The 12,239-nt window shown below is 72.8% G+C and carries 12 protein-coding genes; 5 read left to right on the plus strand and 7 right to left on the minus strand.

Annotation, left to right across the window (positions count from 1 at the left end):
- Positions 1-184 (plus strand): hypothetical protein (locus tag B7P34_RS39020; RefSeq protein ID WP_146166995.1); only part of this gene is annotated, 184 nt, incomplete at its 5' end.
- Here the strand turns inward: B7P34_RS39020 and B7P34_RS32565 are convergent.
- Positions 150-563 (minus strand): cobalamin B12-binding domain-containing protein, encoded by a 414-nt coding sequence (locus B7P34_RS32565; protein WP_030368182.1) that lies wholly within the window; start codon positions 561-563, stop codon positions 150-152. The two genes, B7P34_RS39020 and B7P34_RS32565, sit on opposite strands and share 35 nt — an antisense overlap.
- 333 nt (positions 564-896) lie before the next feature.
- Between B7P34_RS32565 and B7P34_RS32570 the strand changes: the two genes are divergently transcribed.
- Entirely contained in the window at positions 897-1,790 is an 894-nt protein-coding gene (locus B7P34_RS32570; RefSeq protein WP_223268459.1) for a lipase family alpha/beta hydrolase, read from the plus strand.
- A 166-nt stretch (positions 1,791-1,956) separates the two neighbouring features.
- Positions 1,957-3,690 (plus strand): M23 family metallopeptidase, encoded by a 1,734-nt coding sequence (locus B7P34_RS32575; protein WP_223268460.1) that lies wholly within the window; start codon positions 1,957-1,959, stop codon positions 3,688-3,690.
- A 62-nt stretch (positions 3,691-3,752) separates the two neighbouring features.
- On the opposite strand, the gene pcrA is transcribed toward B7P34_RS32575, so the two are convergent.
- Positions 3,753-6,035 (minus strand): DNA helicase PcrA, encoded by a 2,283-nt coding sequence (gene pcrA, locus B7P34_RS32580; RefSeq protein ID WP_223268463.1) that lies wholly within the window; start codon positions 6,033-6,035, stop codon positions 3,753-3,755.
- Between the two features lie 298 nt (positions 6,036-6,333).
- Entirely contained in the window at positions 6,334-6,687 is a 354-nt protein-coding gene (locus B7P34_RS32585) for a hypothetical protein (RefSeq protein WP_106681777.1), read from the minus strand.
- Between the two features lie 107 nt (positions 6,688-6,794).
- Here B7P34_RS32585 and B7P34_RS39530 point away from each other — a divergent pair, with 107 nt between their 5' ends.
- Both B7P34_RS39530 and B7P34_RS32590 read left to right on the plus strand, forming a co-directional pair.
- Positions 6,795-6,920, plus strand: coding sequence for a hypothetical protein (locus tag B7P34_RS39530; protein ID WP_286157533.1), 126 nt, complete (start codon positions 6,795-6,797; stop codon positions 6,918-6,920).
- Positions 6,921-7,008: 88 nt separating this feature from the next.
- Positions 7,009-8,076: a C40 family peptidase gene (locus tag B7P34_RS32590; protein ID WP_223268461.1), complete on the plus strand. Its 1,068-nt coding sequence runs from the start codon at positions 7,009-7,011 to the stop codon at positions 8,074-8,076.
- 26 nt (positions 8,077-8,102) lie between these two features.
- Here B7P34_RS32590 and B7P34_RS32595 read toward each other — a convergent pair whose 3' ends face one another.
- From B7P34_RS32595 to B7P34_RS37825, 4 genes are all read right to left on the minus strand, one after another.
- The gene (locus B7P34_RS32595) at positions 8,103-9,218 is read right to left on the minus strand and encodes an alpha/beta hydrolase (RefSeq protein WP_106681779.1); all 1,116 of its coding nucleotides are present in this window, start codon (positions 9,216-9,218) and stop codon (positions 8,103-8,105) included.
- 233 nt (positions 9,219-9,451) lie between these two features.
- Positions 9,452-10,135: a LuxR C-terminal-related transcriptional regulator gene (locus B7P34_RS32600; protein WP_106681780.1), complete on the minus strand. Its 684-nt coding sequence runs from the start codon at positions 10,133-10,135 to the stop codon at positions 9,452-9,454.
- Complete coding sequence (locus B7P34_RS32605; protein WP_106681781.1) at positions 10,132-11,412, minus strand: ATP-binding protein; 1,281 nt, start codon at positions 11,410-11,412, stop codon at positions 10,132-10,134. The genes B7P34_RS32600 and B7P34_RS32605 overlap by 4 nt, the downstream gene beginning before the upstream one ends.
- Positions 11,413-11,522: 110 nt before the next feature.
- On the minus strand, positions 11,523-12,239 hold a 717-nt coding region (locus tag B7P34_RS37825), incomplete at its 5' end, for a hypothetical protein (RefSeq protein WP_223268462.1).

The following is a 12,239-nucleotide window of genomic DNA, read 5'->3' on the forward strand; positions in this document are numbered from 1 at the left end:
CGCCGCGGCCGGCGCGGGCGCAGCCGGCGCCGGCGCCTACTGGGAAGAGGCGTTCCAGCGGCTCGTGGGCACGCTGCGGCTGCGCGCCACGATGCTGGCCGAGCTCTCCGGCCCGGCGGGGCGCCCCGCGTCAGGCGGGGGCGGCGCCGTCAGGCCTCCGTCGGCTGGCGGACGTTCGCGTTGACCCACTCCACGATCGAGGCCGTCGTGGCCCCGGGGGTGAAGATCGCGGCGACGCCCTGCTCCTTGAGCGGGGGGATGTCCGCCTCGGGGATGATCCCGCCGCCGAAGACCTTGATGTCCTCCGCGTCGCGCTCGCGCAGCAGCTCCAGGACCTTGGCGAAGAGGGTGTTGTGGGCGCCGGAGAGGATGGACAGGCCGATCGCGTCGGCGTCCTCCTGGATGGCGGTGTCCACGATCTGCTCGGGCGTCTGGTGGAGGCCGGTGTAGATGACCTCCATGCCGGCGTCGCGCAGCGCCCGCGCGATGACCTTCGCGCCGCGGTCATGGCCGTCCAGCCCAGGCTTGGCCACCACTACGCGGATCGGACCGGTCACTCCCATCACTGCCTCCATGTACGACCGCCGGTAACCGGCGCCCAGGGATGTGAACGAACGTTATCTCCAGCATCCCGCACGCGGCCGTTTCGCGGTGCGGAGCGAGGGGGAAATCACACGTGGGACAACACGTCGCTACGCACCGTCCGCGCGCTTCCGCGTCTTACGGGTCGCCCAGCCACCCGCGTCGCCGGGGTGGCGAGTCTTCGGGCGGTCGCGAGGGGAGCCGCGGGTGAGGCCGCCGCACCACTGTGCCGACAGCCGCACGGCACAGCGGTGCGGCCGTCCGCGCGCAGTTGCCCGTGGGCGCACACGGGGGACGACAGCCGCGCTTCCCGGGTGCCGTTCGGGAGGCCGGCCATGAGGACCAGAACCCTGCCGTTCATCACCATCCTCGCCGCACTGCTGCGGCCGTCGACCGCGCTCGTGCGGTCCTCGGTGCTGGAGCTGGCGATACTCACCGGTCATCTGCTGATGTATCCGACCGGTGTGGTGCAGGAGCGGCCGCCGCCGCGGCGGGCGCTGCCCGCGCTTCCGGCCGCCGGCGACACGCCCGACACGCCCGCACTGCACGAATCCGTCGAAACAGAACAAGAAGGTCATCTGCCTGTTCTGTTACTGCACGGCTTCATCGACAACCGTTCGGTCTTCGTGCTGTTGCGCAGATCCCTGCGCCGGCACGGCTGGAAGCAGGTCGAATCCCTCAACTACTCGCCCCTGACCTGCGACATCCGCACCGCGGCCCGGCTGCTCGGCCGGCATGTGGAGGACATCTGCGCCCGCACCGGGCAGCAGCGGGTCGACGTGGTGGGGCACAGCCTCGGCGGGCTGATCGCGCGGTACTACGTCCAGCGGATGGGCGGGGACGCGCGCGTCAGGACCCTGGTCACGCTCGGCACCCCGCACGGCGGCACGCGCGCGGCCTCCCTGCTGGCCGCCCATCCCCTGGTGCGCCAGATGCGCCCGGGATCGGACGTCGTCACCGAACTCGCGGGCCCCGCACCGGATTGCGCAACGCATTTCATCAGTTTCTGGAGCGACCTGGACCAATTGATGGTGCCCGTGGAATGCGCGCGCATCGACCACCCGGATCTGAGCGTGCGCAATGTGCGGGTGACAGGCGTGGGACACCTGGCACTGCCCGTGCACTGGGAGGTCGCGGCGGGCATACGCCAGGCCCTGACCACGGAAGAAACGGCGGAGGATGCTTCGGGAGCGGCTTCCGTCGCCTGAAAACCGAACGCGAGTCGAACGTCAAATCGGTTTTCGGGGGTTCAGTCCGCCAAAAGGCGGCCAAATGCCCGGACCCCCGCCGCCCGAAACGTGACGAAGATTGTCGCCGTACCGTACCGCCGGGTACAGTCGCCGCTAATTCTCCTCCCTCGGCGAAAGAGACGTGGTGGTGAACGACCGTCACCCGGCGGCGGGCCCCGGCCCGTCCGTCCCCGCTCAGGACGGCTCCTACGGGCACTACGCGTCGTACGGTCAGCAGAGCGCCCCGCACAACTACACCGGGTACGACGGCTACGACAGCGGTCAGTGGGAGACCACGGGCTGGGGGCAGTCCCCGGACGGGACCTGGGGGAGCAGCACCACGAGCCAGTGGGGCGCCACCGGCCAGACCCAGATCTGGGACTTCAGCGCCTACACCGCCGTGGACACCGGACAGGCCGACGCCACCGGCCAGTGGGACACCTCCGGCGCCATCGCGACTCCCCCCACGGGCCAGTGGGACACCAGCGCCATGACGCCGAGCGCCTGGGGCGCCGGCGGTGCCTACGACACCTCCGGGCACTGGGAGATGACCGGGCAGGGCGACTTCTCCGCGCAGCAGCCCGCCGCCGACCCGTCGATGGCGCACACGCAGGGCCAGGCCCAGGGCCAGAGCTGGGACACCAGCGGCACCGGGCAGTTCTCCTCCTGGGACACCGGCGCCGGGCAGGCCGCCGCACAGGGCCAGTGGGACACCTCCGGGCAGTGGGACACCTCCGGGCAGTGGGACACCTCGGGCGGCGCCCGGAGCCAGTGGGACACGGGCGCCGGGCAGACCCAGATCTGGGACACCAGCGCGTACACCGCCGCGGACGCGGGGCAGGGCCCCGAGGCCGGCGAGCCGCAGCACGCCCCGACCCTCATGACGGACCTCTCCGGCATCGAGGCGATGGAAGCGGCGCTGGAGGCCGCGGCCGAGTCCGCCGCCCCGGGCTCGCAGGCCGGCCCCGAGGGGGGCTTCTCCCCCGCCGGTGCCGTCGCGAACGCCGAGACGCAGGCCATGCTCTTCGTTCCCCCGTCCCGCGACGACGACGTCCCGGGCCCGGGTGACGACACCCCCGGCGAGGCCCGCGCCCACGGCGGCGAGATCCGCAGCCGTGACGCCCACTCGCGGGCCGGCCGCCGCAAGGGCGCCCCGTCCCGCACCGGCTACCGCCCCCGCCGCAAGGCCCTGCTGACCATCGCCGTGCCCTCGGCCGCCGTCATAGGGGTCGCCGGGATCGCCGCCGCGACCGTCTCCGGCGGGCAGAGCGACAGCAAGCCGCAGGCCGCCTCCGCCCCGGACAACGCCCCCGCACCGGCCATGGCCAACAGCAAGCTGGACACCCAGCTCGCGAGCCTCAGCCACGGCGCCGACGACTTCGCGACCCGCGCCAACCGCACCCAGGAGCGCATCGACCTCAAGGCGCGCCAGGAAGCGGAGAAGAAACGTAAAGCGGACGAGGCGGCCCGCAAGGAGGCCGAGCGGCCGAAGTACTCCCTCCCCGTCACGCAGCACGGCCTCAGCGCCATGTACGGGCAGGCGGGCGTCAACTGGATGTCCGTGCACACCGGCATCGACTTCCCCGTCGCCTACGGCACCCCGGTCATGGCCGCCACGGACGGCACGGTCCGCACGCAGTACAACGTGGCCTACGGGAACATGGCCATAGTGACCTCGCCCGACGGCGTCGAGACCTGGTACTGCCATCTGAGCAGCACCAAGCTCCGGTCCGGCCAGGTCAAGGCCGGTGACGTCATCGCCTACTCCGGCAACTCCGGCAACTCCACCGGCCCGCACCTGCACTTCGAGGTGCGGCCCGGCGGCTCGGCCGTCGACCCGCTGCCGTGGCTGCGGGCGCACGGCTTCGACCCGACGTAACGGCCCCGGCCCGCCGGGCCGGGGCGGGGCGGGCCAACGGGCCGCAGCAGCTCTACGGCTTCCTACAGCTTCTCGACCGGCGCGTACCGCAGGAGCAGCCGCTTCGGCTTCTCCTCGCCGAAGTCGACCGTGGCCTCGGCGTTGTCACCGCTGCCCTTGACGCCGACGACGGTGCCGAGCCCGAACGAGTCGTGCGTGACGCGGTCGCCCACGGCCAGCGCCACCACCGGCCGGTCCTTGGCACGGCGCGTGGCGAAACCGGACGGGCCGGCCTTGCGCGACGTGAAGCCCGAGGTGATCCCGGAGCCCAGGCCGCCGCCCGAGCTCCCCGAGCCGATCGAGCTCATCGACGCCGACGGCTTCGAGGGCCCGGTGCGCCGCCACTGCACGTACTGGTCCGGGATCTCCTCCAGGAACCGCGACGGCGGGTTGTACGCGGGCTGGCCCCAGGCGCTGCGCATGCTCGCGCGCGTCAGGTAGAGCCGCTCGCGGGCGCGGGTGATGCCCACGTAGGCGAGGCGCCGCTCCTCCTCCAGCTCCTTGGTCTGGCCGAGGGCCCGCATGTGCGGGAAGACGCCGTCCTCCATGCCGGTGAGGAAGACGACGGGGAACTCCAGGCCCTTCGCGGTGTGGAGCGTCATCAGCGTGATGACGCCGGTGCCTTCCGCGTCCTCGTCGGGGATCTGGTCGGAGTCGGCGACGAGGGCGACCTTCTCCAGGAACTCGGCCAGCGTGCCGGGCGTCTCGGCGCCCTCCGCGGAGGCGCGCTCCTGCTCGAACTCCAGGGCCACGGCCGCGAGCTCCTGCAGGTTCTCCACGCGGGTCTCGTCCTGGGGGTCGGTGGAGGCCTGCAGCTCGGCGAGGTAGCCGGTGCGCTCCAGGACCGCCTCCAGCACCGTGGCCGGGCCGGCGCCGGACTCGACGATCGTGCGGAGCTCCTCCATCAGGACGTTGAAGCGCTTGACCGCGTTGGCCGAGCGGGCGGCCATGCCGTAGGCCTCGTCGACGCGGCGCAGCGCCTGCGAGAAGCTGATCTTCTCGCGCAGCGACAGGGCGTCGATCATGGCCTCGGCGCGCTCGCCGATGCCGCGCTTGGGCACGTTGAGGATGCGGCGCAGCGGGACGGTGTCCTCGGGGTTGGCGAGGACGCGCAGGTACGCCAGGACGTCGCGGACCTCCTTGCGCTCGTAGAAGCGCACGCCGCCGACGACCTTGTAGGGCAGGCCGACGCGGATGAGGATCTCTTCGAAGACGCGGGACTGGGCGTTGGTGCGGTAGAAGACGGCGACGTCGCCAGCCTTGGCGTCGCCGGCGTCCGTGAGGCGGTCGATCTCGTCGGCGACGAACTGGGCCTCGTCGTGCTCGGTGTCGGCGACGTAGCCGGTGATGGCGGGGCCGGCGCCGGCCTCGGTCCACAGGTTCTTCGGGCGGCGGGACTCGTTGCGCTCGATGACGGCGTTGGCGGCGTTGAGGATCGTCTGCGTGGAGCGGTAGTTCTGCTCCAGGAGGATCGTCGTGGCGTCGGGGTAGTCCTCCTCGAACTGGAGGATGTTGCGGATCGTGGCGCCGCGGAAGGCGTAGATCGACTGGTCGGCGTCGCCGACGACGCACAGCTCGGCCGGGCCCTCCTCGGGCGTGATGCCGTCGCCCGCGGTGCCGACGAGCTCGCGCACCAGGGTGTACTGCGCGTGGTTGGTGTCCTGGTACTCGTCGACCAGGACGTGCCGGAAGCGGCGGCGGTAGTGCTCGGCCACGTCGGGGAAGGCCTGGAGCAGGTGCACCGTGGTCATGATGATGTCGTCGAAGTCGAGGGCGTTGGCCTCGCGCAGCCGCGACTGGTACATCGCGTACGCCTCGGCGAGCGTCTTCTCGAAGCCGTCCGCGGCCTGTGCCGCGAAGGCCTCCTCGTCGATGAGCTCGTTCTTCAGGTTGGAGATCTTCGCGCTGAAGGACTTCGGCGGGAACTTCTTCGGGTCGAGGTCGAGGTCCCGGCAGACGAGCGCCATGAGCCGCTTGGAGTCGGCCGCGTCGTAGATCGAGAAGGAGGAGGTGAAGCCGAGCTTCTTGCTCTCGCGGCGCAGGATCCGCACGCACGCGCTGTGGAACGTCATCACCCACATGGCGTTGGCGCGGGGGCCGACGAGCTGCTCGACGCGCTCCTTCATCTCGCCCGCGGCCTTGTTGGTGAAGGTGATCGCGAGGATCTGGCCGGGGTGCACGTGCCGGGAGCCGAGCAGGTGGGCGATGCGGTGGGTGAGCACGCGCGTCTTGCCGGAGCCGGCGCCGGCGACGATGAGCAGCGGGGAGCCCGTGTGCACCACGGCGGCGCGCTGCTGGTCGTTCATCCCCTCCAGCAGCGCGGCCGGGTCCACGACGGGCCGGTGGGCGCCGTCGCGGTAGTAGGCCTCGCGGGGGACGGGCACGTCGAACGCGCCCTGGAAGAGGTCGTGCGGCACCGGCTCCGGGGCCGCGTCCTCCGGGGGCGGGGGGTGCTCCTCGTCCGCGGGGCCGAGGTCCGCCAGGAAGCTGTCGTCAAAGAGGCTGCTCATCGCCTCCCGAGTCTAGGCCGCCCCACTGACACCCGGCCCCGGATTCCCGGCGACAGTGGTCACCCCCACAGCCGGGGGCGGCGCCCGCCGCTGGTCACACCCACATCACGGCGATGAAGATGTTCGCCGCGGTGAGCGCGCCCACGGTGCCGAAGACCGGGGCCGGGACCTTCTCGTCGTCGCGCTTGACGTAGACGAGGCCGAGGATCACGACGAGCAGCGCCAGCTTGGTGCCGATCTTGACCATGTTGAGGGTGTCGTCCTGGGACTGGTGGAGGCCCACCAGGGCCACGCCGGTGACCAGCATGGTCAGCGCGCCGTGCAGCATGGCGGGCACCATGCGTGCCTCGCCCTTGCCCATGGCCTTCATCTGGGTCATGAAGCCGCCGAGCAGCGCGCCGATGCCGACGATGTGCAGGCCGACGACGGCGTGAATGAGTACGTCCATGGGGCCGAACCCTAGCCGGGGCCATATCACCCACCGGCAGCCAGGTGGGGCGCAATCGCCACTTCGGTCACGCGCGGCATGCATCCCTCCGCGGGGGCGGGGCCGACATGATCACCACCCTGTGCCGCCCGATCGATTTCATCCACTACCGGTCATCCGCGTTCTGGAGCGTGACCCTGCGGAATAGCGTCCTGGCGCAGACGGCGGCGGCCCGCGCGCATCCCCCCTCGTGACGGGCCGCCGCCGGCACCGTCCGGCGGCGGCCACCCGGCCCCGCGGGCGGAGCAGGAACAGCAGGTCTGGAAGGAAGTGACGGCCGGCGTGGCAGCAGCGCACCGCAAGCCCAGGCAGCACCCGCTCACCAGCGGCACCGTTCGGACCGCGGCCGGCCTCGCCCTCGCGGGCGCCGCCACCGCCACGGTCGCGGGCGGCGCCGCGCAGGCCGCTCCCCCGGCTTCCACGGCCCAGCTCAGAGCCCAGGTCGACCGGTACTACCAGGAGGCCGAGGAGGCCACCGAGCGCTACAACGGCGCCAAGGAGAAGGCCGACCGGGCCGAGGCCGGCCTGGAGGAGCTGCGGGACCAGGCCGCCCGCAGGACCGAGCGGCTCAACGCCGCCCGCAACGCCCTGGGCTCCTACGCCACCGCCCAGTACCGCGAGGGCGGCATGCCGGCGAGCGTGCAGCTGATCCTGTCCTCCTCCCCCGGCCAGTACCTGGAGCGGGCCTCGCTCGCCCACCAGGCGGGCAGCAGGCAGGCCGTCGCCGTCACGCGGTACGAGCGCGAGGTGCGGGAGGTGCGGGAGCTCCGCACGGCCGCCGGCGCCCGCCTCACGGAGCTCAAGCACGAGCAGGCCGATCTCGCCCGCCACAAGCACGCCGTCGAGGGCAAGCTCGCGCAGGCGCGGCGCGTGCTGGCCGAGCTGCCGGACGAGGAGCGGGCCGCCGTGGAGCGCGGGGACGCCGCGGGCGCGGTGCGCGGCGCCGCGGCGGCCGTCCGGGCCGACCGCTCCGACCTGCGGGACGGCGTGCAGGCCCCCACGGAGCGGGCCGCGCGGGCGGTGGCGTTCGCGTACGCCGCGCTCGGCAAGCCCTACGTGTGGGGGGCGACCGGCCCCGCCGCCTTCGACTGCTCGGGCCTCACCCAGGCCGCCTGGCAGGCGGCCGGCGTCTCGCTGCCGCGCACCACGTACACGCAGATCAACGCGGGCCGGCGGGTCTCCCGGAGCGCGCTCGCCCCCGGCGACCTGGTGTTCTTCTACTCCGGCATCAGCCACGTCGGGCTCTACGTCGGCGGCGGGAAGATGATCCACGCCCCGCACCCGGGCGCGCCGGTACGGGTCGCGCCGGTCGACGAGATGCCGTTCGCGGGGGCGTCCCGTCCTGAGTGAGGCCGCCCCGCCGAGGCGGGCTACGGCTACGGCTTGATCTGCTGGGTCAGCCACTTGAAGACGTCGGGCACCTGCCGCTTCCACACGGCCGTGCCGTGGCCGCCCGCGCCCGCGGGGACCTTCGTCACCTGCACGGTCGTCGGCGGCTTGGCCGCCTGCTTGAGCGCCACGCCGCCCTGGTAGCCGTCGCCCTCCGCGCCGGAGACGAACAGCGCCACGTGCGGCGGCGTCTTGGCGCGCTGGAGCATCTTCAGCGGGTTGTTCTCCTCGCGCAGCTCGGGCGACTTCGCCGTGAGCGAGGAGGGCTCCCCGACGGGGTCGTTGTAGCCGGAGAGGCTCACGCCCGCGCGGTAGCGGTCGGGGTGGGCGACGGCCAGCTTGGCGGCGCAGTGCGCGCCCGCCGAGTAGCCCGCGACGGCCCAGCCGTCGGGCTTCTCCTGCGCGCGGAAGGTGTCCGTGACCATCTTGCGGACGTCGACGCTCAGCCAGGTGTCGGCGTTGACCTTGCCGGGGATGTTGGCGCAGCCGGTGTCGGTGTCGCCGAGGAGGGTGGTGCGGGGCGCCACGATGATGAAGGGCTCGACCTCGCCCTTCTCCATCATCGGCTTGAGCTGGGTGTTGACCTCCAGCGTGCCGAACCAGGCCTTCGCCGAGCCCGGGAAGCCCGGGAGGACCTCGACGACGGGGAACTTCTTGTCCTTGTACGCGGGGTCGTCGTACTGCGGCGGCAGCCAGACGTAGACCTCGCCCTCGACGCCCGATATGTGGCCCTTGAACTGGGTCTCCTGGACGCCGGGGCCCATCCGCTTGTCGGACGCGGGCGTGAACTTCTGCGGGTGCCTGGGCTCCTCGTCGACCTTCTTGCCGCCGGTGCCGTCGGGGCCGAGGTCGGCCGCGGTCCGTACGTGGTCGCCGGTGCCGAGGAGGTCGTCCCAGTTGTCGAAGAGGCCGTTGGCGTTGTTGACGATCACGAACACCATGGCGATCGCGGTGACCTGGGCGAACAGCAGCATGAGCAGCCGCGCCGCGTGCCGCAGCGGCTTGGGGCCGCCGATCCTGCCCCACAGGGCGAGGGGCAGGACGAGGGCCACGACGACCAGCGCGACCGTGGTGAGGAGGAAGGGCGTCCCCGTCAGGCTCATCGGGCTCTCGTTTCGGATCTCGGGCCCCGCGCGGGGCCGGGGCCCTGCGTGAGTGAGAGCCTCTCGTCCGTTCAAGAGGGCCGGTGCGCCGCGGAGGTTCCTCGCCGTCCCCTGTATGGCGCACGCTTATCCGAATTCGGGCCCGGCTGCCGGGGACAATCCGGAAGCCGGGGTTCAGACCCGGAGGGGTCAGACGGGCGGGGCCGGACCAGGAGGGGCCGGACCAGGAGGGGTCAGACCAGGCGGCGCGCGGTCGCCCAGCGGGTGAGCTCGTGGCGGTTGGAGAGCTGGAGCTTGCGCAGCACCGCCGAGACGTGCGACTCGACGGTCTTCACCGAGATGAAGAGCTGTTTGGCGATCTCCTTGTACGCGTAGCCGCGGGCGATCAGGCGCAGCACCTCGCGCTCGCGCTGGGTGAGCCGGTCGAGGTCCTCGTCGACGGGCGGGGCGTCGGTGGAGGCGAAGGCGTCGAGGACGAAGCCGGCCAGCCGCGGGGAGAAGACGGCGTCGCCGTCCTTCACGCGGAAGATCGCGTCGACGAGGTCCGTGCCGGTGATGGTCTTGGTGACGTAGCCGCGGGCGCCGCCGCGGATGACGCCGATGACGTCCTCGGCGGCGTCCGAGACGGACAGCGCGAGGAAGCGGACCGGGCGCTCGGGGTCGGCCATCAGGGAGGCGCTGCGGCGCAGCACCTCGACCCCGCCGCCGCCGGGCAGGTGGACGTCGAGCAGGACGACCTCGGGGCGGGTGGCGGTGATGACGGTGACCGCCTGGTCGACGTCGGCGGCCTCGCCGACGACCTCGACGCCCGTCCGGTCCGTGGCCCCGATCTCGGCCTGCACGCCCGTACGGAACATGCGGTGGTCGTCCACCAGCACGACCCGTGCGTGGCGCTGCACCGTCTCTTCGGTCGTCATGACGCGTTCTCCGCCCTCTCCATTTCCAGCTCCACTTCGGTTCCCCCACCGGGCACGGACCGCAGCCGGGCCGTGCCGCCGTTGCGCTGCATCCGGCCGATGATGGACTCGCGGACGCCCATGCGGTCGTCCGGCACCGCGTCCAGGTCGAAGCCGGGGCCGCGGTCGCGCACGGAGAGAAAGACCGTACGCCCCTCGACCTCGGCGTACACCTGGACGGCGCCGCCCTCGCCACCGTACTTGGCGGCGTTGACCATGGCCTCACGGGCCGCTTGCATCTGGGCGGCGAGGCGCTCGTCGAGCGGGCAGTCGCCGACGACGACCACCTCGATGGGCACGCCGTGGTGGTCCTCGACCTCGGCGGCGGCGGCCTTGACGGCCTCGGCCAGGGTGTCGGGCTGCTCGGCCTCGTCCTTCCCGCGGCCCTCCGGCTTGTACAGCCAGGCGCGCAGCTCGCGCTCCTGGGCACGGGCCAGGCGGGCCACCTCGCGGGCGTCCTCGGCGTTGCGCTGGATCAGGGTGAGGGTGTGCAGGACGGAGTCGTGGACGTGGGCCGCGACCTCGGCGCGCTCCTGGGCGCGGATGCGCATCGTGCGCTCGGCGGAGAGGTCCTGGGTCATGCGGACGACGGAGGGACCGGCCAGCAGCGCTATGCCGACCAGCACGGCCAGGGAGGCCTGCAGGACGGCGCCGAGGTGGGCGGCGGAGCTCTGGAGGACGACGATGCCCGTGACGCCCGCGGCGGCGAGGGCGACGCCGGCGGCACCGCGCGCGAGCGGCAGGACCCGCTTGCTGCGGCCGACCTCCATCCAGTGCGCCCGGCGGGCGTTGTCGCTCTGGCGCCAGACGAGGGCGACGCCGGCGCCGACCAGCAGCAGCGGCCAGATGTAGGCGTTGGCGCGGCCGAGGTGGAGGTTGTCCACGAAGATCGCGGCGCCGATGACCAGGGCGGCGAGGGCGACGACCTGCCCGCGGTCCGGCTTGCGGGCCAGGAGGCGCCGGCGGCCGTCGGGGGCCGTCTCGGCGGGCACCGGGCGCGGGGCCTCGACGCCGCCCACGCCGAGCGGCACCACGAACCAGAACACCGCGTAGAGCACGGCGCCCATGCCCTGGGCCAGCAGCAGCGCGACGAAGACCAGGCGCACCCAGGACACCGGCAGGCCCAGGTGGCCGGCGAGCCCGCGCGCGACACCGCCGAACATGCGGCCCTCGGCGCTGCGGTAGAGCTTGCGCAGCGGCGGGGCGTCGGCGTGCTGCGGACGGGGCGGGACGGTCATGTACTGATCGTCACATGTCCACGGGGGCCGCGGCATCAGGGTTCGCCCCTGACGGGACCCCTAGTGGGCGGGGGCCGGGCGGCGGGGAGCGGCGGGAGGGGCGGAGGTGGTCAGCGGGCGTCGGCGCGGAACCCTTCCCGGACCGCGTCGAAGACCGGGCTGTGCTTGTGCCAGTCGGCCTTGGGCGCGGAGAGGTAGATCGCGTACTCCTTCTCGCCGGGGCGCCCGAACCCGAGGTCGGCGGCCCGGTACTCGCGCGCCCGGCCCTTCCAGGAGAACTCCCAGACCGCCGCGGGCATCCCGCGGTACTCCGTGCTCTGCATGCGCAGCTGCGTGTAGCCGGGGAGCTTGCCCTCCCTGAGGGACTTGGCCTCGTCGTCCTTCCAGCGCTGGAGGGGGTCGCTGCTCGCGAGGTCGAGGACGGAGACGCGCAGGCCGACCAGTCCGCTCGGGTCGACGTAGAGGATCTCGTCGCTGTCCTTGAGCTTGCCGCGCTTCCAGCCGTCGGGCACGGGGAAGGAGATGCCGGCCTCCTTCTCCGTCACCAGGTGGTAGCCGGCCGGCGGCGGCTTCGGGGCCGTGCTCGGGCTCGCTTTCCCGCTCGGGTGCGCGGAGGCGTCCTGACTGGGTGCGGCCTGGGTGGAGGTGTCGTCGTCGTCCGCCTGTCCCTGGGTCAGGAAGAACGCGCCGGCCGCGAGGCCCGCGACGGTGACGAGGGCGAGGGCGCTCCACAGGACGGGGCGGCGACTGCGGCCGGTGGCCGTGGCGGCCGCGGGCGCGGCGGGGGCCGCGGCCTTCGTCGTCGCCGTCGGCGCGGTGGAAGCGGC

Source organism: Streptosporangium nondiastaticum, from assembly GCF_003011965.1.
Lineage (GTDB): Bacteria > Actinomycetota > Actinomycetes > Streptomycetales > Streptomycetaceae > Streptomyces > Streptomyces nondiastaticus.

Excerpts from the sequence above, each read along its gene's own strand:
- B7P34_RS32565 (WP_030368182.1), bottom strand. The coding sequence starts at position 563 with ATGGGAGTGACCGGTCCGATCCGCGTAGTGGTGGCCAAGCCTGGGCTG.
- pcrA (WP_223268463.1), bottom strand. The coding sequence starts at position 6,035 with ATGAACGACCAGCAGCGCGCCGCCGTGGTGCACACGGGCTCCCCGCTG.
- B7P34_RS32585 (WP_106681777.1), bottom strand. The coding sequence starts at position 6,687 with ATGGACGTACTCATTCACGCCGTCGTCGGCCTGCACATCGTCGGCATC.
- B7P34_RS39530 (WP_286157533.1), top strand. The coding sequence starts at position 6,795 with ATGATCACCACCCTGTGCCGCCCGATCGATTTCATCCACTACCGGTCA.
- B7P34_RS32595 (WP_106681779.1), bottom strand. The coding sequence starts at position 9,218 with ATGAGCCTGACGGGGACGCCCTTCCTCCTCACCACGGTCGCGCTGGTC.
- B7P34_RS32600 (WP_106681780.1), bottom strand. The coding sequence starts at position 10,135 with ATGACGACCGAAGAGACGGTGCAGCGCCACGCACGGGTCGTGCTGGTG.
- B7P34_RS32605 (WP_106681781.1), bottom strand. The coding sequence starts at position 11,412 with ATGACCGTCCCGCCCCGTCCGCAGCACGCCGACGCCCCGCCGCTGCGC.